Raw genomic sequence first — 23,194 nt, 5'->3', positions numbered from 1 at the left:
CCTTACCTTTGCCAACGATCCAGGGTTCGCCGAGAACGACCGCCCGGCACGCGCCACTGCAGGTTCTGCAACGTTAAAATCGTTTGCCTGACCTGGCGCCAGAGCGCCGCCTCATAGCGGCCAAGCCGTTCGAAAATTCCGTTGTCGAGGTTGGCCAGACGAAGAAAGCAGCGCGCAAGCTCGCATCCACTCGAATCGTGCCTGGACTGGAAGATTTCGATAACGTCGCACACTTCTCCGGGTAGCTTTGTCAGCGCAGGATCAGGATCAGATGCGGTGCTTGTTTCGCACTGTATCTGGAGCAGGCCGGTCTCGACCGAGGTCGCACGCCTTAATCGCCATAACAGGCTTGCCAGCCGAAGCACCAATTCGCGCTCGACGGCGGTCTCCGCGTCATAGGCGGTCGTGACCGCCTGCTCGAATGCCTGGTAGTCAGCTGGATCCTCAAGCGGCCCGATCACGGTCTCCGCGGTCAATCCATGGCGAACGGCGTTCTGGGAAGAACGCGCTTTGCCGTCTTGCGTTTTGGGGCCGGTGCTCTTCTGGGCGTTGCGGCGGTTGGATGCAATCTGTCGAAGCGAAGTCATGTAGCAGTGCCCGGCAACTGGGTTCGTTTCGCAATCCGCGGCTCGCGCCGGCGCCGTGACATTGCGGTTACTTCATCGTTCGCCGCACCGGGCTGCTCGTTGTCGTCGCTCAGGACGTCTGCAGAAGCGGCGAGGGGGTGGGTTTCCAGCCAAAGCTTGCGCGCAAGGCTGATTGGCTCGAGACCGGCTTTCAGCCACCAGTCCACTTCCCTACCGGTGCGGTGCAGTTCGCGATGGTGAGCGCGGCACAGTGGGACCGTGAATTCGTCGCTGACCTTGAGGCTGAGACCGCGGGATTGCGCAAACCTCAGATGATGGGCATCGCAGGGCTGGCGCCCGCAAACCAGGCAAGGCTGTTTGGCCACGAACCGCAGGTGGGGCTTGTCACGCAGGCGGCGCGCCACGGGGATTGCCAGCACGCTCTTGTCGATGCGGGAGCGGATCTCTTGGTTCGCCGTGGGCTCGGCTGGCGAGGGGTTCTCCTCCGGAATCGCCTGTAGGCGGCCGAGCCGGGCTTGAAACGCAAGTCTGACCTCGTTCCCATCCACGGGCGTCAAGGTGTTTGTCCTTGGCCATGCCTGAAATGCCCATGCGTCCAGACCGTCGTTGAGCTCCAATCCTTTCAATTCGGCCAACAACCGTTCCCGAAGCGCTGCCGAGGCTTCGCGTGACAGAATAAAGAGCGGCTTGCCATTTGGGCCCTTGCGAGCCTCTTGGAATGGTTTTGTCGGCGGGGGCGGCCGAATTTCATCGGGGCCGTTTCCCTTTATCGGTGGGCCGCTTTTGGGGACTGGAGCCACGGTTTGAAGGGCGAGGTCGGGGGCATCGAGATCGTCCTCCCCGGCGATGCCGACCAGGGTGAATAGGGCATAGCGCCGGGCATAGGTCAGCGCCGCGCCCATCCGATGGGGAGCTGCCGTCTCCGAAGCGGGGCAAACCGGCCAGTCCGAAGACACCCATTCGCCGGAGGCGTGCACGAGCGTGGTTGTCAGTCTGATCAGGCCGCTGTCCCGGTCGATCGCAGTGCTTTGGACCGTTGCGATCTCATGCTGGCCCAGACATTTGCGAACGATGTCGAGGCCTGTGGATAAGGAAGCGTAGCGAAAGGTCCGCTGGCCCTCGCGCGGGAATGGGGATTCGATGGTAGCGGTGAGCGACTTTTCCGGATTGGCGATCTCGGCTTGCGCCTTGGCGAGTGCCGTCGCCAGAGCGCCAATCTTATTGCTGGATCGCTGCATGGCGAGGTTCCTCTCTGACGATGTCAAAACTGATGGCGCCAGACTTCGAGCGCTTGGCGCGGATACCATGACCCGAGGCTTCCCTGGCATCCTCTGGCACCAGGGCCTTTAACTCGGCCTTTGATCGTTCGTGGTCCTGGGCCGCCTGCCGAGTTGCCTGAAACAGGCCTGCAAACTCGGCCCAGGCGTTTGACCCGCTCATATCGACGGTCCGGACTGCCTCGATCTTTACCCGTGGCGGCTCGACGCCAAACAGGTGAGGGGTCTCGCCGGTCTCGACGCAGCGCCAGAATTTCTTTTCCGCGGTGAGCAGAAGGTGCTGGTAGAGCGGATCGGCCGAAATGGTCATCTCCACCCATTTGCCGCCCCCGGTAATAATCGACAGCACCGCCGTTCGGGAGGCCGTAACCCACATGTTGTGCTGTAGCTGGGCCATGTGCTTCTCGGCCGCGCCTTCCTCCGAGAACGACCATGGCAGCATGAACTTGGCCTCGAACACCGCGCCGGTCCCCTCAACCATGCCGTCCAATGTTGCCGCCATCCACCGCTTGACCGGATGAAACACCCGCCGCTGCACCTCGGTCACGACCTGACGGGTATTCCGCTCGTACCAGTGCCGGTTGAGGTGCTCGGTCACGCTGCCGAGCTGGACGATCAAGTTGTTCGTGAGGTCTTCGGGCTCGATCTCGCCGCGCTTCTCTCGCCACAGCCGCACCAGGGCTGCCTCATCGTCGCCCATGATGATCCGGGCGTCCGAGCCCCCAATAAAGGCACGGCGGTCCGCGTACAACTTTGTCCAAACGTCCGGTTTCATTTTATATCCTTTGTAACGCGTGTAACGCGATTCGGGTCGAGTTGCCCATATGGGCTAATTTAAACCATCTGGGTGAAATTGCAATATGAAAAAGCATATGCTTTCGAGCGCTCAAATCAGGGCCGCGCGGGCGCTGTTGAGATGGAGTGCAGCGGATCTCGCCAAAGAATCTGCGCTGGGCGCTAATACGATCCGCCGGGCTGAAGTTGCAGAAGACGGCACGTCACTCACCGCAGCTAATGAACTAGCCGTTCGCCGAGCCTTGGAAGCTGCCGGCGTCGAGTTCATTGACGAGAACGGTGGTGGACCCGGTGTCAGGCTTCGAAAATCGGGAAAAGAAAAGCCCCGCAAATAAACCGATCCGGAGAATGTCGCGTCGGACTAACGCCGCTCTGTGTTACGTCGTCAACTTGTGATTGGCCGGGCCAACGTAGAAAATATCAAGCATCTTTGGGTGGATCACGTCGAGATGTCTCCCAATCCAATTGTGAGGGCCAAGCTGAACCGCAAAGGATTGACTCAGGTCGGGGACATTTCGTGGCCCGAGCATGTCGGGATTTTCACGATTCCAGTTCGGGCGGCCGTTCAGTACAAGGTACCTCTCATCATCTGGGGTGAGAACTCGCAGAATGAGTATGGCGGGCCGGCCGCGGCCACAGAGAGTCACATATTAAACCGGAGATGGCTCGAGGAGTTCGGAGGACTACTGGGGATGCGAGTGGCCGATGTAGTTGGAAGGGAGGGAATTGAAGCGAGGCACATGATCCCATTTTCCTATCCCCCGGACGAGGAGCTTGCGACGGTAGGTGTGACAGGGCTTTTCTTTGGACATTACTTGCCGGGGGACGGCCTCTCGAATGCGCTGATTGCCGTAGCGCTTGGCTTTCACGGAAAACCCACCTCTGTCGAAGGATCGATGGTCAACTACGAGAATCTGGACAATTATCAGCGTGACGGCGACCTTCATTTGTTATCGTAATTTACTTTGACGAGGCTAACGCAGGACGTTTGAGTTATGCTGATGCAGTCGACAGAGCCAGGAAGCACCGAGCTACGAAAAACGAGCAACTTCTCGCATCAATGTAAGCGATGTCTTGGGGCCATCATTTGGATATGCTGGTGATCAGCGAGTCTGTGCCTTGCTTTAGTCGCTACGCTCAGAATAGACACTGTGCGCAGTGCTATCACCGAACGGTCCGACGGTTGGAAGTCACCGAGGCCGCTGTCGGCGGAAGTGGAGCAACGACGACAAGGCGCAGATTGTTGCGGAGATCGCGACGAGTAGTAGTTCGGTCTGTGCTGTGGCGCAGCCCATGGATTGTAGCCCCAGCAGTAGTGGAGGTGACCTTCCAATGAGCGAACGAAGGATGCAAAGACCGGCAGCCTTTCTCGACCGCGACGGTGTCGTCAATCAGGACGATGGTTATATCGGCACGAGGGAGCGGATCCGTTGGATGCCGAACGCGGCAAAGGCAATTCGCCGACTAAATGAGGCGGGCTACTTCGTGTTCTTCTTCACAAATCAATCCGGCGTGGCGCGAGGTTACTACTCTGAAGACGACGTCGCTGCGCTGCACGACTGGATGCGCGCTGAACTCGCATCCCAAGGCGCCGTCATCGACGACGTCAGGTATTGCCCGCATCATCCCGAAGGTTCCGTTTCAGCCTATCTCGAAGATCACAACTGGCGCAAACCAAGCCCCGGCATGATCCACGATCTCATGCAGCACTGGCCGGTGCGGCACTCGGGCAGCTTCGTGATCGGCGACCGGCCCACCGATATGAAGGCGGCGCAGGACGCAGGGCTACCAGGCTTCCTGTTCGCAGGCGGCGACCTCGACGCCTTCGTCGCCAAGGTAATCGCTCAGACTAGGGTTTTATAGCAGCGCTTTTCGCCTGGACCGCCGACCACCCAGACGTCAAGGCCGCGCTCAATCAACAGTCGCGCGGCTTCCGGATAGTAAGTCCGGCGTTTCGAGACGCGACAGAACCCTGCCCGAGCGTCACCGCGGGCGCGGTACCAAGGCCGTTGGACTTGGGCCGAGCGCGTCCGTATTCTCAGGGGGACGAATAATTGCGCCACCGCCCCGGCAAAGGTGCCCTCGTAGGCAGGGCCAGCGCGGCGCTCTTGTCGATGAAGCGCGGCAGAGGGCCTTACTTCACCCCAGCGCATCCGGCCGATTAGCCGAATCGGGTTTCGTCGAAGAAGCGAGCCGTTCGGGGATGCCGGCCCGAGGACGAGGGCGGTTCCTTGTCCCGGCGCGCAGTTCCGCCGCCGGGCGCCACTGCTTGGCATGAATTTTGATTCACATTTTCGATATGCGTAACCGACGGAATCCTACCCTGTCGGTGCTGGCAGGTAAAGCCAGAGTCACTACCCTGAAGAAGCCAAGTTGCAAGCTAGGCGGTACTCGGGCAAAGGTCTTGCCCTCACAATCTAGGTAGGAGGACGCCATGTTGCTCGTGACCGGGTGCGCCGGTTTTATCGGATCGAACGTTGTGGCCGGGAAGCGTATTCAGCTGCTTCGTTCTGTCATCCCCTTTATACTCGCCTTGTGGCAACCTGCTCGAACGTCTCGTTGGTCTCTTTGAGCCGGACGACGTTGCCCGTCAGGGTTTGCCAACGCCTTATGATGACATCGCAGTAACCGGGATCGATCTCGATCAGACGCGCGCGGCGGCCGGTTTTCTCCGCGGCGATCATGGTGGTGCCGGATCCAGCGCAGACGTCCAATACGATGTCACCGCGGTTTGAACAGTCCTTCAACGCGTCCACCACATCGCGACCGGCTTGACCGTCGGATGCATAGCCAAGGTCTTGTCCCGGCCGCGCCAGAAGCTGGACAGACCGGCATAATTCCAGACGTTGCTTCGGTGGCAACCTTTGGCGCCGGGGCCGATGTTGTTGATGGGCTTGCCCGGCACGGCGAAGACGAAGATTAGTTCGTGCTGTGATCTATAAAAGCTTCCCATTCCCGCGTTGGGTTTGGTCCAAACGATCAAGTTCTTGAACGCGTGAAACAACGGGTCGGCAGCGGCCATCAATTCCGACATGTGACGCCAGTCCGTGCAGAAATAGGCGATCGCGCCGCTTGCGATGTTGGCCACAATGTTCTTGCACAACTTGGCAAGGAAATTCGTGTACTCTTCCTTCGACATCTCAGCGTTTCCCATGGCGAACTCGCGCGCGCCCTTGCGCTTGGTCACACGACCTTCGTTGGGGGCGTTGAAGGGGAAATCGTTGAAACTGATCTGCGCGCGCTCGCCCTGCATCAACCGCTCATAGGCTTCGGAGACGGTTGCATCAGCACAAATCAATTTGTGCTGCCCAGCGTCCCACAGGTCGCCCGGTAGCGTGACCGGCGGCGTGGAAACCGGGGGCGCAATGTCGTCTTCCGGATCGTTGCGGTCCGTGTCCGACTTGTCATCGAGAATATCGTCGATCTCAGGCGTGTCGAAACCGGTGATGCGGTAATCGAAGCATATGTCGGAGTCAGGATCTGTCAAGAATTCGAATTCCTCGCCCAGGATTTCGAAATCCCAAGCTCCAAGTTCCGCAAGCTTGTTGTCCGCTATGGCCGCTGCGCGTTTTTGCGCCGGACTAAGATGCGTAAGCCGGACAACCGGCAAGTACTCGAGCTCAAGCCGTTTGGCGGCCTCCCAGCGAGCGTGACCGGCAAGGATTGTATTGTTTTCATCAACAATTAGCGGATTTGTGAAACCGAACTCGTTAATGTTCTCCTCTAGCAAGGAGATCTGTCGTTCCGGGTGTTGCTTGGCATTTTTCGAATTCGGCTTGAGGTCCTTGATCGAGACGACCTCAACGCATTCAGCCTTAATGCGAGGATCAGACCGGAAGCGGCCGTGCGAAGGACTTGGACGCTGGTTGTCGACGTCCAGGTCGTCCAAATCATCAACGTGGATTATCGGTTTAGAATGGATTGCAGGCTTAGCACCAAACTTGACTGGCATATGATTGCCCTCCGTGTGTGGGGCTGCCGGTCCGAGGCTTAGCGCATGATGGACCGACAGCCGGGTTGCTCCGACTTCGTCACTTCACACACCCTCCTTGGTGATAAGATGTAGATGCAGCCAACGTTCGCTCGTCGCGATCAGGTCTGGGATCTACCGGCCCAGAAACCTTTGACGCTGATGGAAGCGTAAAATTGAAAGCCTCCGTACGCGCACCGATACTCAAGACCCACTACTCTCGTCAACAGCACCTATATGAAAAAAATTTTCAACTAGCGATTAAACTCACTGCGCATGAATTTCATTTCGGGCTCGCGCGCTTTTCATCCCACAACTGCAGAACATCCAACCCCCCGCTATGCCGCAAAACTAGCGCCGCCGCCTTGTAGTCTCCGCTCATCGCCATTCCCACATATTTAAGAGCCAGCGCCTTAGCCTTCGTCATCTTTCGTTTTTTGCCTCTGATCGTTATTTCGATTTCCTCAAGTAAGATTTCCCGCACAGGATTAGGATCAAAAAACTTCTTTTCTTTCCGTTTACGTCCGCTCGGATTTCCTGACTGGCCAGGTTTGAACTGCGAATGCTTTGGTGGCTTGCCGTAACCCACCGCCGCCTCTTCATAGATGTCAGTGTTCATGTCTATGCCCCCTCTATGCCCCCTCAAGCATGTGCCGCTATGGTCGAAATTAAAGCTTTACCTCCGGATACGGTCGCACGACCGCGATCAACCAGTTTCCTGGCTGCACCCGGTCGGTAACCTTCCTTGGTTGATGTAAAGTCTAGCTCGGTGAATCGACGGACAGTGAGACGCTGCTCGGCCGCGATACCTACAGAACGGAGGTCTTGCTCTACCCCACACGCTTCTGCTGCTCGGCGATGTATAGCGTATCGAGCCGTTCCGATCAACTAGATTTTGATTTTGGGCGACACGAGTGAGAGCATGGCCGTCCAAGGGGCCGCTCGTTTCAGCGAACCTCGTCGTCTTCCTCCGGGAACGCTCCCCGGTAGTGTCGGTTCAGACATAGTGGGACCTTCCAGACATGTCTTCAGACAAAAGCCTCCGAGGGAGGCACAGTTTCAGACAGATTCATGTCTGAAAGACGCCATTGCAGATATCCAGACAAGCTTCAGACAAAAAATAATTCCCTCAACGCATTCTTCGTATCCTTGCAAGAGGAAGAGAAATTCACTGCTTCAAGCTCGGATTTCCCTGTGAAATTCCCTGCTTCGTATGCCGGGCAACTGCGCATCGAAGGCCCGGGCTGCTGCGGAAATGCTAGATTCTACAGGCTAACGGGTGAACGAGCGCGACTGTTTGCTCCGACAATCCTTGTTACCAGGGAATTGTCATCACTTGCAGAACCAAACCTATTTGGGAGATAGTCAGCGCTCGTCGGATATCGCCTTGCCATCATTCGGCAGAGAACCTGTGCTGACCAGATCGACGTTGCCGCCAAGTTTGGTCACTGCGCGCAGGCTCGCGGCGAGTTCGTCGCGAAGGGCGTCGCCGGGTGAGGCCGTTTCCGCCTTCAGCGTCATCAGATCGCTCTCGCCGGACCGCGTCACCACGAGGCGCAATCGTCCGAGTCCAGGATGGCGCTTGCCGATCTCGGCGATCTGCTCGGGGCGGACGAACATGCCTTTGACCTTGGTGGTCTGGTCGGCGCGGCCCATCCAGCCCTTGATGCGCATATTGGTGCGCCCGCACGGGCTCGCGCCCGGCAACACCGCCGTGAGGTCTCCGAGCGCGAGGCGGATCCAGGGATGCTGCGGGTCGAGTGAGGTGACGACGATTTCGCCGACGTCGCCGGGCGCCACGGGATCGCCGGTGCCGGGACGCACGATTTCCATGATCAGATCCTCGTTGACGACCATGCCGTCGCGCGCCGGTGTCTCGAAGGCGACGAGGCCGAGGTCGGCGGTGCCGAACGCCTGATAGGCATCGATGCCGCGCGACTTCACCTCGTCCTGCAGCGATTTCGGGAACGCCGCGCCGGATACCAGCGCGCGCTTGATCGAGGAGACGTCGCGGCTGGCGCTTGCGGCGGCGTCGAGCAGGATCTTGAGGAAATCCGGCGTGCCGCTATAGCCGACCGGGCGATAGGCCTCGATCAGTTCGAACTGCTGCTCGGTATTGCCGGGGCCGGCTGGAATCACGGCGCAGCCCAGCGCCCGCGCCGAGGCGTCGAAAATGAAGCCGCCGGGCGTCAGATGGTAGCTGAAGGTATTGAGCACCACGTCGCCGGGCCGAAAGCCGGCCGCGAACAGCGCGCGCGCGCCGCGCCAGGGGTCGGCGTGAACGGGCTCGGGCTCGAAAATCGGGCCCGGGGAGGTGAACAGCCGACCGAACGACCCCAAGGGCCCGGCCACGAAGCCGCCGAATGGCGGCGCGGCCTTGTGCAGGGCAGGGAGTTCCGACTTGCGCAGCACCGGCAGGCGCGCCAGCGCGGCGCGGCTGGTCACAGAAGCGGGGTCGATGCCATTGAGGCGCTCGGCATAGGCGGGCGCAGCCAACGCCTTTCGCAGGACGTCCGGAAGCCGGGAAAACAGCTCCGCCTCGCGTTGGGCAGGCTCGCGCGTTTCGAGGGCGTCGTAGTGTTCGGTCATGGCTGATGCCTTAGATTTACGCCGATTGCGTGCCGCCTCTGACGTGCTATCAGACGGCTTCTACCGGTGTTGATGTTCCAGGGAACGCAATGGCTGAAAGAGATACCGCTGCGGCGGCAGATGCGCCGGATTCGGCCGATATCGTCGCGAGGCTGAGGCTTCGCATGATCGACGATTGCCTGCCGCTGTGGTCGACCGAAGGCTGGGACGACGTAGCGGGAGGCTTTATCGATCGGCTCGATGTAGACGCCCGCGCGGACCGTTTGGCGCCGCGCCGGGTGTTCGTGCAGGCGCGGCAGATCTATTGTTACGCCAAGGCGGCGCAAATGGGCTGGTATCCCGAGGGCCGCGCGATCGCGCTGAAGGGACTGGAGCACTTGCTGGCGAAGGCGAAAGCCCCGGACGGCAAACCTGGCTTCGTCCACACGCTGAAGCCTGACGGCACGGTGCTGGATCCGCTGCGCGATTCTTACGATCACGCCTTTGTCCTGCTCGCCCTTGCAACCGTCTACGGGCTCGATCGTGACGCGCAAATCCGCACCGAGATCGACGCGCTGTGCCATTTCGTCGATACGCAATTGCGTTCGCCGCACGGCGGGGTCCATGAAGGATTGCCGGTGTCGCTGCCGCGGCGGCAGAATCCGCAGATGCATCTGTTCGAAGCGATGATCGCGGCGTTCGATGCGACGCACGATTTGGTGTTCCAGAACAGGGCCGGGAATTTCTTCAGCCTGTTTCTGGCCAACCTCTACGACAAGCAGCGGCAGGTGCTGGGAGAGTACTTTGAGGAGGATTTTTCGAAGATCGAGCCCGTCAGTGTCGAGCCCGGGCATCAGGCGGAATGGGCCTGGCTGCTGAAGGGCTTTGAGCGCATCACCGGCTGCCCGACAGGACGCTACCGCGGCGAATTGCTGGCGTCGGCGCTGCGCTATCGCGACGAGGCGACGGGCTGCCTTGTGGATGAGGGCAACGCCAACGGCGACATCAGACGGCACACGCGGCGCCTGTGGCCGCAGACGGAGATCGCCAAGGCGTGGATCGCGCAGGCCGAAGCGGGCGAGGCGGGGGCTGCCGATGAAGCGCGCGCGGCGCTGTCGCGACTTGAGCGGCATTATCTCAGCCATCCCGTCGCGGGCGGCTGGTATGACCAGTTCGATCGCGACGGCAATTCGCTGGTCGCCACCATCCCTGCGTCTTCGTTCTACCATGTGCTTTGCGCGGTCGCGGAAGCGGAGCAGGTGATCGGCTAAGTGGCGGCTTTTGTTTTGACGCGTTCTCTTCACGCGAGCCTCACAGCCACCGCTTTCGCCGCTTGAAGCTCTTCAGGTTCTTGAAGCTCTTGCGTTGGTCGCCGGCGCCGCCGAGGTAGAACTCCTTGACGTCCTCGTTGTCGCGCAATTCGGAGGCCGAGCCGTCGAGCACCACCTTGCCCTGTTCCATGATGTAACCGTGGCTCGCGACCGAGAGCGCCGCGCGCGCATTCTGCTCCACCAGCAAAATGGTGACGCCGAGGTCGCGGTTGATCTCCTTGATGATGGCGAACACTTCCTTCACCAGCAGCGGCGACAGGCCCATCGACGGCTCGTCCATCAGGATCATCTTGGGTCGCGCCATCAGCGCGCGGCCGATCGCCAGCATCTGCTGCTCGCCGCCGGAGAGATAGCCGGCGAGCCCGGTGCGCTCCTTCAGCCGAGGGAAATATTTGAACACCATGTCGATGTCGTCGCCGATCTCATTGTCGGTGCGGGTGAAGGCGCCGAGCTTGAGGTTTTCGATCGACGTCATGTCGGAAATGATGCGGCGGCCTTCCATCACCTGAAAAATGCCGCGGCGAACGATCTTGTCGGGGTCGATGCCGTCGATGCGCGTGCCGTCGAAGACGATTTCGCCGCGGATCACTTCGCCGTCCTCGGTCTTGAGCAGGCCCGAAACCGCCTTCAGCGTCGTCGACTTGCCGGCGCCGTTGGCGCCGAGCAACGCCACGATCGCACCCTTGGGCACCTCAAGGCTCAACCCGCGCAGCACCAGGATGACCTTGTCGTAGACCACCTCGATGTTGCGGACGCTGAGCAGCGGGACCGCGGCTTTCGTCGCCGCGGGACGATCGATTTGAGTTGCTTCAGTCATGGTTCATGATCCTGGCTTGTTGGAGGAGCGGGACTTCCGCTCCATCCACCGCCGTCATCACCCGCAAAGGCGGGTGATCCAGTATTCCAGAGGCGCCTGCCATCGACCGAGATGCTGCGGCGTACTGGATCCCCCGCTTTCGCGGGGGATGACAGTTGAGCGTGGGGGCGCCTACAGACGCTTCTTCCGGTGTTACCAGCCGAGCCACTCGGGCTTGCGCGGCAGGTCCATGGTCTTCACCTTCTCCAGCTTGATCGCGCCGTTCTTGACGAGATCGTTGAGCGGGGCGTCGGTCGCGCCGGCTACCTTCATGCGATAAAGATCGACCTTGAGCGTGCCGCGGTGATCCTTGTCGGTCCAGGTGGAGGGATTGCAGACGCCGTCCATGCCGGCCGGCACCCAATCCTTCTTCTGGTAGAAGCCCTTCTTGACGTTCTCGCCGGTGGCGCCGCCGTTCTTGGCAGCCCATTCAACGGCTTCCTTCATGTAGAGCGCGGTGCAGACGCCGGCGACGTAGTGCACCGGGCGGTAGGCGGTACCGGCCGCGTCCGACATCTTGGAGATTTCCATCACTGTCTTCATGCCGGGTGCGTTGCCGCCCCAGGCTACCGCGGTGCGCAGCGGGAACACCACGCCGTCAGCGGCCGCACCTGCCGCCTTGGCGGCGTTCTCGTCCATGCCCCAGACGTTGCCGAGGAACTGGACGTCGACGCCGGCCGCCTTGCAGGCGTTGAGCACGGAGATGTTTGAGCCGGCGGTGTTGCCCAGATAAGCGTAATTGGCGCCGGAGCTCTTCAGGGTCAGGCACTGCGCGCTGTAGTCGCCGGGCGTCAAGGCGAACACGATCGGCGGCAGGGTTTCGAAGCCGAGTTCGGTGGCGATGGCTTCACCGGCCGCCTTCGGCGCGTTCGGATAGGGGTGGTTGGCGCCCATATGGACGAACTTCGGCTTGCCGGGCTTGCCCTTGGCCTTCCAGTCCTCGGCAGCCCAGGTCAGCATGCCGCGAACCGCATCGGAGTAGCTTGGGCCGTAGAAGAAGTTGTACGGCGCGGGCTTGGCCTTGCCGCCGGCGCCGGTCGGGTCGGACAGCGCCGCCGCGTAGGAGCCCGAGATATCGGGGATCTTGTCCTCGGCGAGGAAGCCCGTGAGCGCTTCGGTGTCAGCCGTACCCCAGCCAAGAATGGCAGCAACCTTGTCGGCACCCGACCACTTTTTGTACTGGGCGATTGCGCGCGGCACCTGGTAGCCGTAGTCGACCGTATCGACGTCGACCTTCTTGCCGTCGATGCCGCCGTTTTTGTTGATCCAGGCGTAGGCGTCCGCGACGCCTTGTCCAAACGGCGTTCCGACGTCCGACGTGGCACCCGAATAGTCGGCCAGATGTCCCAGTTTCACCTGGGCCTGCGACGTCGTCGCAGCACTTGCCAGCAACAGGGCAAGCGAAGCGGTGCTTAGCAATGTCTTCATCGTCATGGACATAATCCTCCGGTTACTTCTCGAGGTCTTCGTTGTGCGTCCCGTTCCGACCTCAATGCGAGAACGGGTAGAGTTTCCAGTATGCTTTGATTTGCCGCCAGCGATGCGCGAGTCCGTCCGGCTCGAACACCAGGAAGACGATGATGATCAGGCCGATCGCCATCTCGCGCAGGAAGGCGATGTTGTTCTTCAATCCCAGGAACTGGTCGATCGGGCTGCCGCGCAACGCGACGCTGAGCCATTCCATGGACTCCGGCAGGATCACCATGAAGGCGGTCCCCATCAGCGTGCCCATGATGGAGCCAAGCCCGCCGATAATGATCATCGCCAGGAAGATGATCGAGCGGTCGATGCCGAAACCTTCGTTGGAGACCACCTGATTGTAGTGCGCGTAGAGCGCGCCACCGACGCCGGCAAAGAAGGCCGCAAGCCCAAATGACAGCGTCCGGTACTTCGTCAGGTTGATGCCCATGATCTCGGCTGAGAGATAATGGTCACGCACCGCGATCAGCGCGCGGCCGTCGCGCGACCGGATCAGGTTCGTCACCAGCAGATAGCAGACGACGACGTAGGCCAGCACGACGTAAAAGTATTTTCTGTCGCCGCGTAATGAATAGCCGAAAATCGAAAATGCCTCGGCGCTGGCCGGAACGCTGCCGCCGGTGAACCATTCCGCGCGGGCGAAGAAGTCGAGCAGGATGTACTGCGCCGCCAGTGTCGCGATCGCGAGATAGAGCCCCTTCAGCCGCGCGGCGGGCAGGCCGAAGATCAGGCCGACGGCGGCCGTCACGATGCCGGCGAGCGGGATGCAGAAGAAAACGGGAATGCCGAACCGGTTCGACAGATAGGCCGACGTAAAGGCGCCGAAGCCGAAGAAGGCGGCGTGGCCGATCGAGATCTGGCCGGTGTAGCCGACGACGATGTTCAGCCCCAGGGCGGCAATCCCGAAGATGCCGATCTGGATCAGCAGGCTGAGGCTGTATTCGTTCAGGATATGCGGCGCAAAGCAGATCAGCACGATGCCCGCGATCAAGGCGTTGCGGCTGGTGGTGGTCGGAAACACGGTGGTATCCGCCGCATAGCTGGTGCGGAAATCGCCTGATGGAATGAGGGTCTGGCCTGCCATGATGGTTTACACCCGCTCGATGTCTTTGGTGCCGAACAGGCCGTATGGCTTGATCATCAGAATAATGATGAGCGCATAGAACGGTGCGACCTCGTACAGATTGCCCCAGTGCAGGTATTCGCTGTCGAGAAAATGCGCGAGGTTTTCCAGCAGCCCGATGATGATGCCGCCCAGCACCGCGCCGCCGACGCTGTCGAGGCCCCCCAAGATCGCCGCCGGAAACACCTTGACGCCGTACGCTGACAGCCCGGCCGAGACGCCATTGACGACGGCGACCACCACGCCCGCGACGGCGGAGACGGTTGCCGAAATCGCCCAGGCCATCGCGAATACGCTTTTCACTGAAATGCCGAGCGACTGCGCCACCTGCTGGTTGAACGCGGTCGCGCGCATGGCGAGACCGTATTTGGACATGCGGAAGAACCACGCCATTCCGATCATCATCGCCACCGAGACCGCGAGACTCATCAGATAGACGGTCTGCACCTGTAGTCCGAGGATATTGATGTTCTGGGTCTGGAAGATGCGCGGGAACGGCTGGAGGTTGACGCCGAACATCCACTTCATCAGCGCCGAAAACACCGTCGACAGCGCGATCGTCACCATGATCACGGATATGATCGGCTCGCCGATCATCGGGCGCAGGATCACGATCTGGATCGCGATACCGAACAGGAACATGAAGACCAGCGTGATCGGCATGCCCAGATAGAACGGCACCTGATATTTGGTGAGCAGCCACCAGCACACCCAGGCGCCGACCAGCAGCAGTTCGCCCTGCGCGAAGTTCACCACCTGCGTCGCCTTGTAGATCAGCACGAACGACATCGCGACCACGCCATAGAGCGTGCCGACCACGAGACCGTTGACCAGAAGCTGGATCAGGAGCTGGGTGTTCATTCGGCGGCCTCCGCCATTGGCACAGGCCCGCCGAGATCGACCACGCGGAGGGTGGTGCGGATGCGCTGGGTGGTGCCGTCCTGGAAGCGGATCACGGTGTCGACCGGAATATCGCGCTTGCCGCCATAGATCGCGTCGATGATGTCGGCGTATTTTTCGTTGATGACGCTGCGGCGGACCTTTCTTGTGCGGGTCAGTTCGCCGTCGTCGGCGTCGAGTTCCTTGTAGAGCAGCAGGAAGCGCGAAATGCGTTGCGCCGGCGGCAGCGTGGCATTGACGCTCTCGACCTCCTTGCGCAGCAGTTCATAGACTTCGGGGCGCGAGGAGAGGTCAGTGTAGGTCGTAAACGAGATGCGCTTCTTTTCCGCCCATTTGGAGATGATCGAGAAGCGGATGCAGATCATCGCCGCCAGCGTGTCGCGGCCGGCGCCGAGTACGACTGCTTCGGCGATATAGGGTGAGAACTTCAGTTTGTTTTCCAGATATTGCGGTGAGAAGCGTTCGCCGCGCGAGGTCTCGGCGAGATCCTTGATACGGTCGATGATCACGAGCTGCGTGTCGTCGTTGAAATAGCCGGCGTCGCCGGAATGCATCCAGCCGTCCTTGACATCGGCAACCGAGGCTTCCGGGTTCTTGTAGTAGCCAAGGAACATGTTGGGGTGGCGCACCACGATTTCGCCGACGCCGTTGACATCGGGATTGTCGACGCGAACCTCGATATCGGCCGCCATCGGCACGCCCGTCGTATCCGGATCGACCTTGCCGAAAGGGTGCAGCGTGTAGGCGCCGAGCATTTCGGTCTGGCCGTAGAGCGTGCGGAGCGGCACGCCCATCGCCCGGAAGAACTTGAAGGTATCCGGCCCGAGCGCGGCGCCGCCGGTCGCGGCCGAGCGCAGTCGCGTGAAGCCCAGGCGGTCGCGCAGCGCCCGGAACAGCAGCTGGTCGGCAAACACCGACCGCTTGCCTTGGGCGAGCGCTGAAAGCCCGGCCTTCATGCCGACGTCGAAGAGCTTTTGCTTGAGCGGGGAGGAGTCCATCACGTTGGCGCGTACATCGGCGGCGATCGATTCCCAAAGCCGCGGCGCGAACAGCACGAAGGTTGGCGCGATCTCGCGGAAATCGTGCATCATGGTTTCGGGCTCTTCGACGAAGTTGACCTTCATCCGGCAGACCAGCCCTTTGCCGAGCGCGTAGACTTGTTCCATGATCCAGGGCAACGGCAGCACCGAGACATATTCGTCGTCCGGCCCCTTCGGGTCGAACGCCAGATAGGCCGCGCAATGTTTCAGCACGCGCCCGGCCGCCAGCATTGCCAGCTTCGGATTGGCCGTGGTGCCTGAGGTGGTGCAGAGGATCGCGACGTCCTCACCGCCGGTCGCATCGACCAGCCGGTCGTAAAGGCCGGGCTCGCGTGCGGCGCGGTCGCGCCCCATCGTGGCGAGCTTTTCGGCTTCCAGCAGCCGGGGATCGTCATATTTCCGCATGCCGCGCGGATCGGAATAGATGATGTGCTTGAGGTTCGGCGCGCGATCGGCCAGCGCCAGCAGCTTGTCGACCTGCTCCTCGTCTTCGGCGAACACCAGTTTGGCGTCGCCGTAGCTGAGCAAATACGCCGCTTCCTCGTCCAGCACGTCGCGGTAAAGGCCAAGGCTCATGGCGCCCACGGCATGCGTTGCGATTTCGGCGGCCACCCAGTCCGGGCGGTTGTCGCCGATGATGCCGATGACGTCGCCGCGTCCAAGACCCAGTTCGATCAAACCGAGCGCGAAATCATGCACGCGGGTCTGGTAGTCGTTCCAGGTGAAGACGCGCCACAGCCCGAGGTCCTTTTCGCGCAACGCGATCTCGCCGCCGTGCTCTTTCGCATTGAGGCGCAACAGCTTTGGAAACGTATCTGCCTGGGCGACGCGTCCGGCGTAATCCATCATGCCGCGCACTCCGGAGCCGCGGGCTTGTCGTCGGGGTCGACGAGGGCCTCATCCTCTTCACCGAGATAGGCACGCTTCACATGGGGATCGGCGAGCACGGACGCCGGATCGCCCTCGGCGATCTTGCGGCCGAAATCCAGCACCATGACGCGGTGGGAGATGTCCATCACCACGCCCATGTCATGCTCGATCATCATCACGGTCATGCCGAACTCTTCGTTGAGATCGACGATGTAGCGCGCCATGTCCTCCTTTTCCTCGAAGTTCATGCCGGCCATCGGCTCGTCGAGCAGGATCAGCTGCGGCTCCAGCGCCATCGCGCGGGCGAGCTCGACACGCTTGCGCAAGCCGTAAGGCAGCGTGCCGGCGGTCGCCTTGCGCACCGACTGCAGGTCGAGGAAGTCGATGATCTCCTCCACCTTGCGGCGGTGTTCGAGTTCCTCGCGCCGCGCGCCGGTCAGCCAGTACAGGGAGCCCGTGATGAAATTGTTCTTCAGCAAATGGTGCCGCCCGACCATGATGTTGTCGAGCACGCTCATATGATGGAACAGCGCCAGGTTCTGGAAGGTGCGGCCGATGCCGAGCGAAGGCCGCGCGTTCGGCTTGAGGCCGGTGATGTCCTTGCCTCGGTAGAGCAACTGGCCTTCGGTCGGCTTGTAACGGCCGGAAATGCAATTGACGATTGAGGTCTTGCCGGCGCCGTTCGGGCCGATGATCGAGAACAATTCGCCCTCGTTCACGCCGAAGGAGACCTCGGTCAGCGCGCGGACGCCACCGAAGCGCAGCGAAACCCCGCGCACTTCCAACGTGTAAGCCACTCATTCCCTCCGGGTATGGCGCTTGGGCCGCGCTCTTTATGTATCGTTTGCGATATCTATCGTCTGCAATCGCCTGCGCGATCCTACCTCGGCGGTGACGGGCAGGCCATCCGACTAACGGTGCCGGCCAATGCCCCGCCTCACGCGTGGTAGTGTCGCACCCCGCCACCGCGCCATAAATGGCGCGTGCCGAGGTGGCCCTCCTTAGGGCAATGCGATAGTTTGAAATGTCTTTTGCCTGACAATTCGTCGGAAAAATTTGCCGGCCTGCCTTTCTGCTGCAGTGCAGCACGCTGGAGAAGCGACGGTTGATGCGATCATGATTGCTGCGGATTACCTCAAGCGCATCGCGGCCTGGTCGCGCGAACTGAACGAGCGGGAAATCGAGGTCGCGCGTACCGGCATCGTGGAAAAATCCTACGGTGCCAACGAATACGTTTTCATGCGCGGGGATCCCTTCGACTACTGGACCGGCATTGTCACGGGTCTTGCACGAATGGGTACCGTGTCGAGCGCCGGCAAGGCTGTGACTTTGGCCGGCATGACCGCGGGCGCCTGGTTCGGAGAGGGCTCCATGCTCAAGAGCGAGCCGCGCCGTTACGACGTGGTCGCGTTGCGCGATACCAAGCTGGCGCTGATGGACCGCAGCACCTTCTTCTGGCTGTTCGAGAACAGCGTCGCGTTCAACCGCTTTCTGGTCCGCCAGCTCAACGAGCGGGTCGGCCAGTTCATCGGGGCGCTGGAACACGACCGCGCGCTGGATGCGACCGGTCGCGTCGCGCGCTCGATCGCGTCGCTGTTCAATCCGATTCTGTATCCGGACCTGACGCGTCATCTGGAGATCACCCAGGAGGAAATTGGCGCCTTGTCAGGCCTGTCCCGGCAGAATGCCAACCAGTGCCTGAAGCGGCTGGAGAAGGAGGGCCTGCTTCGACTGGAATATGGCGGGGTAACTATCGTCGATCTCGAAAAGCTGCGTCGTTACGGAGAGTAACGCCCGTCTCGACGTCCTCTGAAAAAAAGACCAAACGCAACATGTAACCGATCGCTCGCGTTGTTGTGTTCGTGTCCGATACGGTACCGTATTGAAAACCGCAATTGCAAGTGGTATTGATACGGCACCGTATCAAAGGACCGTGATCGGTTTGTGTGACCACGGCCAGCCGGAGGTGTCCGATGAGCAGGCAGGATCAGATCAATCTTTTGAAGCGGCTGTTGCATTACGTGGAGACCCGGACCACGGCGATGGCAAACAGCCCCTGGCGCAACGAGGTGTCGGTCTACACGGACGCCGAGCGCCTCGCCGAGGAACAGCGGGTTCTGTTTCGCAAGCATCCGCTGGTCATGGGTTTTGCTTCGGACTGGCCCGCGTCGGGGAGTTTTAGCACCGACGACCATGCCGGTTTACCCGTTCTGATCGTGCGGGGACGCGACAGCAAATTGCGCGCATTCCTGAACGTGTGTCGCCATCGCGGCGCCAAGGTAGCGCAGGGCTGCGGCCAGGCGCGGCTGTTCTCGTGCCCCTATCATGCCTGGACCTACGATCTCGCAGGCCAAGTGATGGGCATTCCGGACGAGCGCAGCTTTCCTGAGGTGCGCAGCGAACGTGCTTCTCTCGTCGAACTGCCGCTGTGTGAAAAGCACGGTCTGGTGTGGGTGATCCCGACCGCCGACGGTTCGACGAATTTCGACATCGATCCCTGGCTTGGCGGGCTCGCGGAGGAACTTGCTTCGTTTGGGTTTGCGTCCTGGTCGTTCTACGACCGGCGCCTGATCCCGGAGACCATGAACTGGAAGATTGTCGTGGATACGTTCAACGAGGGCTACCACGTCGGCTTCCTGCACCGCGATTCTCTGCGCGACATCCTGCATGGCAACGTGACCGATTTCGAAGCATTCGGCCTCAACCACCGCCTGACGTTTCCGCGCCGGAAACTCGAGCGGCTCAAGGCCGAGCCCGAGGACAAATGGGATCTGATGTGGAATACGACGCTCGTCTATTCGCTGTTTCCCAACACCGTTCTCCTCGTGCAGGGCGACCACGTGGAACTCGCGCGGGTGTTTCCCCGCGAGGGACGTGCGGATCGCTCTGTCATGGACCTTGGGCTTTACGTGCCGAAGGCGCCGAGCACCGAGGAAGAGCGTAACCATTGGGACAAGAACATGCAGCTCGTCCTCGATGTTGTGACTGGCGAGGATTTCCCGACGGGGCGCAGCATTCAGATCGGCCTGACGTCGGGTGCGCAGACGCACATCGTCTACGGTCGCAACGAGCCGGCCATGATCCACTACCATCAGTCGATGCGGACGGCGCTTGGCCTAAGGGTCTGATATCGGTCGGCTTTCGGATTAGACTCCGCCTCCGGCGGATGCTATGGCCTGCGCCGCGCAGAGGTCCGGCGCAGCCGAGACGTAAAGCTTCCAGATTTGGGGCTTGACGGTTCCTTAAAGCCCGTCTCGCAGGCTCTTGGAGAGACGATGACGGCTCAAAATCCAAAGCGCGTTGCGCTGATCACCGGTGTTACCGGCCAAGACGGCGCCTATTTGGCCGAATATCTGCTCGGCCTCGGCTACGAGGTCCACGGCATCAAGCGGCGGTCATCCTCGTTCAACACCGCGCGCATCGATCACCTCTACCAGGATCCGCATTCCCGCAACGTGCCGTTCCTGCTGCACTACGGCGACATGACCGACTCGACCAACCTGATCCGGCTGATGCAGCAGGTCAGGCCAACCGAGATCTACAATCTCGCCGCCCAGAGCCATGTCGGCGTCAGTTTTGAAAGCCCGGAATACACCGCCAATGCCGATGCCATCGGCGTGCTGCGGCTTCTGGAAGCGATCCGGATCCTCGGCATGGAGAAGGAGACGCGGTTCTATCAGGCCTCGACCTCGGAATTGTACGGTCTGGTTCAGGAAGTGCCGCAGAAGGAAACCACGCCGTTCTATCCGCGCTCGCCTTACGGCGTCGCCAAGTTGTACGGCTACTGGATTACGGTGAATTACCGCGAAGCCTACGGCATCTATGCCTCCAACGGCATCCTGTTCAACCACGAGAGCCCGATCCGCGGCGAGACCTTTGTGACGCGCAAGATCACGCGCAGTGTGGCCCGCATCGAAACCGGCCTGGAAGAAGCGCTGTTTCTCGGCAATCTCGAAGCCAAGCGCGACTGGGGCCATGCCCGGGATTATGTCGAGGGCATGCACCGGATATTGCAGGCGGATGCTCCCGACGATTTCGTGCTGGCGACCGGCGAGGCCCGTTCGGTGCGCGAATTCGTCGAACTGGCGTTTGCCGAAGTCGGCCGCAGCATCGAATGGCGCGGCAAGGGCGTCGACGAAACCGGCATCGACAAAAAATCTGGTAAGACCGTGGTTCGCATCGATCCGGTGTACTTCCGGCCGACCGAAGTCGACCTTCTGGTCGGCGATGCCAGCAAGGCGCGGGAGAAGCTCGGCTGGAAGCCCAAGACCTCGTTTACCCAACTAGTCAAGGAAATGGTCGCAGGCGATCTCGATGACGCAAGGCGGGAGGTGGCCAATGGCAAGGCTTCCGTTTGAGCTGAAGGGCAAGACCGTCTACGTCGCCGGGCATCGCGGCATGGTGGGGTCTGCGCTGGTGCGCAGGCTGGCGGCGGAAAACGTCGATGTGCTGACCGCGACCCGCAGCGAGGCCGATCTGCGCGATCAGGCCGCCGTCAACCGCTGGTTCGCCGTCAGCCGTCCGCAGGTGGTGTTTCTGGCAGCCGCCAAGGTCGGCGGCATCGTCGCCAACAACACGCTGCGCGCCGAATTCCTCTATGACAATCTGGCGATTGCGACCAACGTGATCCATGCTGCACATGTCCATGGCGTCGAGAAGCTGATGTTCCTCGGCTCATCCTGCATCTATCCAAAACTGGCGCCGCAGCCGTTGCGCGAGGATTGCATACTGACGGGGCCGCTGGAGCCGACCAACGAGCCCTATGCGATCGCCAAGATCGCCGGGATCAAGATGGTGGAGGCCTACCGCAGCCAGTACGGCGCCGACTTCATCAATGTGATGCCGACCAATCTGTATGGGCGCGGCGACAATTATCATCCCGAATACAGCCACGTCGTCGCCGCGCTGATCCGCCGTTTCCACGAGGCGAAGGTGTCCGGCGCCAAAGAGGTCGTGGTCTGGGGCACGGGCACGCCGCGGCGCGAATTCCTCTATGTCGACGATCTCGCGGATGCCTGCATCCATCTGATGAAGATCTATTCCAGCGATGAACTGGTCAATATCGGCACCGGCGAGGACATCACCATCGCCGAATTTGCCCGCGTGGTCGCGGCAACCGTCGGCTATACCGGCGAGATCAGTTTTGACACCGCGCGCCCGGACGGCACGCCGCGAAAACTGCTCGATGTCAGCCGGCTGGCCAAACTTGGCTGGCGAGCCTCTACCTCTCTCGGCGACGGCATCAGGTTCGCCTATCAGGCGTTCCTCAGCGAGACGAAGTGACGCGGTGAATCTCCCGTCTTCGCCTTAAGAATATCTGTCGGCTTCGCGACGCTCCGCGGATAGGATGCACGCATCCAGGTGGCCACAAGAGCCGCCAGTGCGTCGGAGGAAGCATGATGAAATTTCCGCGTCGTCGATTCCTGCAACTTGCAGCCGGTGCGGCTGCGCTTCCGCTAACGTCCGGAAACGCGAGCGCGCAGGCCTATCCATCGCGGCCAGTTCGCCTCGTGATCGGCTATACGCCGGGCGGCTCGGCCGACCTCACGGCGCGCCTGATGGGGCAGTGGCTGTCGGAAAAGCTCGGGCAATCCTTTGTCATCGAGAACCGGCCAGGCGGCGGCACCAATATCGCGACCGAGCAGGCGTTACGCGCCACGCCGGACGGCTACACGCTGCTGCTGGTGGCGCCGGCGAATGCGATCAACGCCACGCTCTACGACAAGCTGCCGTTCGATTTCATCAAGGAGATGGAGCCGATCGCCGGCATCATCCGCTTTCCCAACGTCGTGGTGGTGCACCCGTCACTGCCGATCAAGACGATTCCCGAATTGATCGCCTACGCCAAGGCCAATCCGGGCAAGCTCAACATGGCGTCGTCCGGCAACGGCTCCACGATCCACATGTCGGGCGAACTGTTCAAGATGCTGACCGGGATCAACATGCAGCATGTGCCGTATCGCGGCGGCGCGCCGGCGCTTACCGACATGCTGTCCGGCGTGATGCAGGTGATGTTCGACAACATCCCGACCTGCGCCGAGCACGTCAAGTCCGGCGCGCTTCGCGGCCTTGCCGTCACTAGCACGGTCCGTTCGGAAGTGCTGCCGGACCTGCCACTGGTCGCCGATTTCCTGCCGGGCTACGAGGCGAGCGCCTGGTATGGCCTCGCGGCGCCGAAGGGCACACCGCCCGAGATCGTCGAGCGGCTCAACAAGGCGGTCAATGAGATCCTCGCCGATCCCAAGGCAAAGGCGCGGTTTACGGAGCTCGGCGCCATTCTGCTGCCCGGCTCCGCTGCCGACTTCGGCAAGCTGGTGGCGGACGAAACCGAGAAATGGGGCAAGGTGGTCAAGTTCGCCGGCGCCAAGGTGGACTAGGACGGCATTAGCGTGATCGCT

Annotated in this window: 22 protein-coding genes and 1 pseudogene; 9 read left to right on the top strand and 14 right to left on the bottom strand. The window is 61.1% G+C overall.

Annotation, left to right across the window (positions count from 1 at the left end):
• Positions 1–2: 2 nt before the first annotated feature.
• From ACPPVP_RS32475 to ACPPVP_RS32465, 3 genes are read right to left on the bottom strand one after another with little or no spacing between them, the layout of a single operon-like run.
• Positions 3–587: a hypothetical protein gene (locus tag ACPPVP_RS32475; protein WP_426527668.1), complete on the bottom strand. Its 585-nt coding sequence runs from the start codon at positions 585–587 to the stop codon at positions 3–5.
• A complete protein-coding gene (locus tag ACPPVP_RS32470; RefSeq protein WP_426527667.1) occupies positions 584–1,825 on the bottom strand; it encodes an ERF family protein in 1,242 nt (413 codons plus the stop codon). The genes ACPPVP_RS32475 and ACPPVP_RS32470 overlap by 4 nt, the downstream gene beginning before the upstream one ends.
• The gene (locus tag ACPPVP_RS32465) at positions 1,806–2,639 is read right to left on the bottom strand and encodes a YqaJ viral recombinase family protein (RefSeq protein ID WP_426527666.1); all 834 of its coding nucleotides are present in this window, start codon (positions 2,637–2,639) and stop codon (positions 1,806–1,808) included. Before ACPPVP_RS32465 ends, ACPPVP_RS32470 begins: the two co-directional genes overlap by 20 nt.
• 85 nt (positions 2,640–2,724) lie before the next feature.
• Between ACPPVP_RS32465 and ACPPVP_RS32460 the strand changes: the two genes are divergently transcribed.
• From ACPPVP_RS32460 to ACPPVP_RS32450, 3 genes are all read left to right on the top strand, one after another.
• On the top strand, positions 2,725–2,994 hold the full coding sequence (locus ACPPVP_RS32460; protein ID WP_426527665.1) for a transcriptional regulator: 270 nt from the start codon (positions 2,725–2,727) through the stop codon (positions 2,992–2,994).
• A gap of 114 nt (positions 2,995–3,108) precedes the next feature.
• Entirely contained in the window at positions 3,109–3,618 is a 510-nt protein-coding gene (locus tag ACPPVP_RS32455; RefSeq protein WP_426527664.1) for a hypothetical protein, read from the top strand.
• A 373-nt stretch (positions 3,619–3,991) separates the two neighbouring features.
• Positions 3,992–4,522, top strand: a complete 531-nt coding sequence (locus tag ACPPVP_RS32450; RefSeq protein WP_426527663.1) for a D-glycero-alpha-D-manno-heptose-1,7-bisphosphate 7-phosphatase — start codon at positions 3,992–3,994, stop codon at positions 4,520–4,522.
• On the opposite strand, the pseudogene ACPPVP_RS32445 reads toward ACPPVP_RS32450, so the two are convergent.
• The 5 genes and pseudogenes from ACPPVP_RS32445 to ACPPVP_RS32425 form a co-directional block, all read right to left on the bottom strand.
• Positions 4,507–4,870 (bottom strand): annotated as a pseudogene (locus ACPPVP_RS32445) (lipopolysaccharide heptosyltransferase II); the annotation flags it as partial. The gene ACPPVP_RS32450 and the pseudogene ACPPVP_RS32445 overlap by 16 nt on opposite strands.
• A gap of 311 nt (positions 4,871–5,181) precedes the next feature.
• Positions 5,182–5,415 carry a DNA methyltransferase gene (locus ACPPVP_RS32440; RefSeq protein ID WP_426527662.1) on the bottom strand — a complete coding sequence of 78 codons (234 nt, stop codon included), beginning with the start codon at positions 5,413–5,415 and terminating at the stop codon, positions 5,182–5,184.
• The gene (locus tag ACPPVP_RS32435; protein WP_426527661.1) at positions 5,403–6,611 is read right to left on the bottom strand and encodes a ParB N-terminal domain-containing protein; all 1,209 of its coding nucleotides are present in this window, start codon (positions 6,609–6,611) and stop codon (positions 5,403–5,405) included. The genes ACPPVP_RS32440 and ACPPVP_RS32435 overlap by 13 nt, the downstream gene beginning before the upstream one ends.
• A gap of 301 nt (positions 6,612–6,912) precedes the next feature.
• Positions 6,913–7,248: a DUF5681 domain-containing protein gene (locus ACPPVP_RS32430; RefSeq protein WP_426527660.1), complete on the bottom strand. Its 336-nt coding sequence runs from the start codon at positions 7,246–7,248 to the stop codon at positions 6,913–6,915.
• A gap of 746 nt (positions 7,249–7,994) precedes the next feature.
• Positions 7,995–9,218 (bottom strand): phenylacetate--CoA ligase family protein, encoded by a 1,224-nt coding sequence (locus tag ACPPVP_RS32425; protein ID WP_426527659.1) that lies wholly within the window; start codon positions 9,216–9,218, stop codon positions 7,995–7,997.
• A gap of 89 nt (positions 9,219–9,307) precedes the next feature.
• Here ACPPVP_RS32425 and ACPPVP_RS32420 point away from each other — a divergent pair, with 89 nt between their 5' ends.
• Positions 9,308–10,468 carry an AGE family epimerase/isomerase gene (locus tag ACPPVP_RS32420; RefSeq protein ID WP_426527658.1) on the top strand — a complete coding sequence of 387 codons (1,161 nt, stop codon included), beginning with the start codon at positions 9,308–9,310 and terminating at the stop codon, positions 10,466–10,468.
• Between the two features lie 40 nt (positions 10,469–10,508).
• Here ACPPVP_RS32420 and ACPPVP_RS32415 read toward each other — a convergent pair whose 3' ends face one another.
• From ACPPVP_RS32415 to ACPPVP_RS32390, 6 genes are all read right to left on the bottom strand, one after another.
• Positions 10,509–11,345, bottom strand: coding sequence for an ABC transporter ATP-binding protein (locus tag ACPPVP_RS32415; RefSeq protein ID WP_426527657.1), 837 nt, complete (start codon positions 11,343–11,345; stop codon positions 10,509–10,511).
• Between the two features lie 192 nt (positions 11,346–11,537).
• Positions 11,538–12,818 carry an ABC transporter substrate-binding protein gene (locus ACPPVP_RS32410; protein ID WP_426527656.1) on the bottom strand — a complete coding sequence of 427 codons (1,281 nt, stop codon included), beginning with the start codon at positions 12,816–12,818 and terminating at the stop codon, positions 11,538–11,540.
• 55 nt (positions 12,819–12,873) lie between these two features.
• Positions 12,874–13,947, bottom strand: a complete 1,074-nt coding sequence (locus ACPPVP_RS32405; RefSeq protein WP_426527655.1) for a branched-chain amino acid ABC transporter permease — start codon at positions 13,945–13,947, stop codon at positions 12,874–12,876.
• Positions 13,948–13,953: 6 nt separating this feature from the next.
• Entirely contained in the window at positions 13,954–14,847 is an 894-nt protein-coding gene (locus tag ACPPVP_RS32400) for a branched-chain amino acid ABC transporter permease (RefSeq protein WP_426527654.1), read from the bottom strand.
• Entirely contained in the window at positions 14,844–16,775 is a 1,932-nt protein-coding gene (locus ACPPVP_RS32395) for a long-chain fatty acid--CoA ligase (protein WP_426527653.1), read from the bottom strand. Before ACPPVP_RS32395 ends, ACPPVP_RS32400 begins: the two co-directional genes overlap by 4 nt.
• Positions 16,772–17,593, bottom strand: a complete 822-nt coding sequence (locus tag ACPPVP_RS32390; RefSeq protein ID WP_426527652.1) for an ABC transporter ATP-binding protein — start codon at positions 17,591–17,593, stop codon at positions 16,772–16,774. The genes ACPPVP_RS32395 and ACPPVP_RS32390 overlap by 4 nt, the downstream gene beginning before the upstream one ends.
• A 319-nt stretch (positions 17,594–17,912) precedes the next feature.
• On the opposite strand from ACPPVP_RS32390, the gene ACPPVP_RS32385 reads away from it, so the two are divergent.
• From ACPPVP_RS32385 to ACPPVP_RS32365, 5 genes are all read left to right on the top strand, one after another.
• The gene (locus ACPPVP_RS32385; protein WP_426527651.1) at positions 17,913–18,587 is read left to right on the top strand and encodes a Crp/Fnr family transcriptional regulator; all 675 of its coding nucleotides are present in this window, start codon (positions 17,913–17,915) and stop codon (positions 18,585–18,587) included.
• A gap of 182 nt (positions 18,588–18,769) precedes the next feature.
• Positions 18,770–19,924 carry an aromatic ring-hydroxylating oxygenase subunit alpha gene (locus ACPPVP_RS32380; protein WP_426527650.1) on the top strand — a complete coding sequence of 385 codons (1,155 nt, stop codon included), beginning with the start codon at positions 18,770–18,772 and terminating at the stop codon, positions 19,922–19,924.
• A gap of 147 nt (positions 19,925–20,071) precedes the next feature.
• A complete protein-coding gene (gmd, locus tag ACPPVP_RS32375) occupies positions 20,072–21,154 on the top strand; it encodes a GDP-mannose 4,6-dehydratase (protein WP_426527649.1) in 1,083 nt (360 codons plus the stop codon).
• Positions 21,135–22,079, top strand: coding sequence for a GDP-L-fucose synthase (gene fcl, locus ACPPVP_RS32370; RefSeq protein WP_426527648.1), 945 nt, complete (start codon positions 21,135–21,137; stop codon positions 22,077–22,079). Before gmd ends, fcl begins: the two co-directional genes overlap by 20 nt.
• A 116-nt stretch (positions 22,080–22,195) precedes the next feature.
• Complete coding sequence (locus ACPPVP_RS32365) at positions 22,196–23,173, top strand: Bug family tripartite tricarboxylate transporter substrate binding protein (RefSeq protein WP_426527647.1); 978 nt, start codon at positions 22,196–22,198, stop codon at positions 23,171–23,173.
• Positions 23,174–23,194 lie beyond the last annotated feature (21 nt).

Origin of the sequence: Bradyrhizobium sp. McL0615 (assembly GCF_049993905.1) — a bacterium.
Taxonomy (GTDB): Bacteria; Pseudomonadota; Alphaproteobacteria; order Rhizobiales; family Xanthobacteraceae; genus Bradyrhizobium.
The sequence above is the reverse complement of the archived record's forward strand: the minus strand, read 5'-3'. Positions and strand labels throughout refer to the sequence as shown.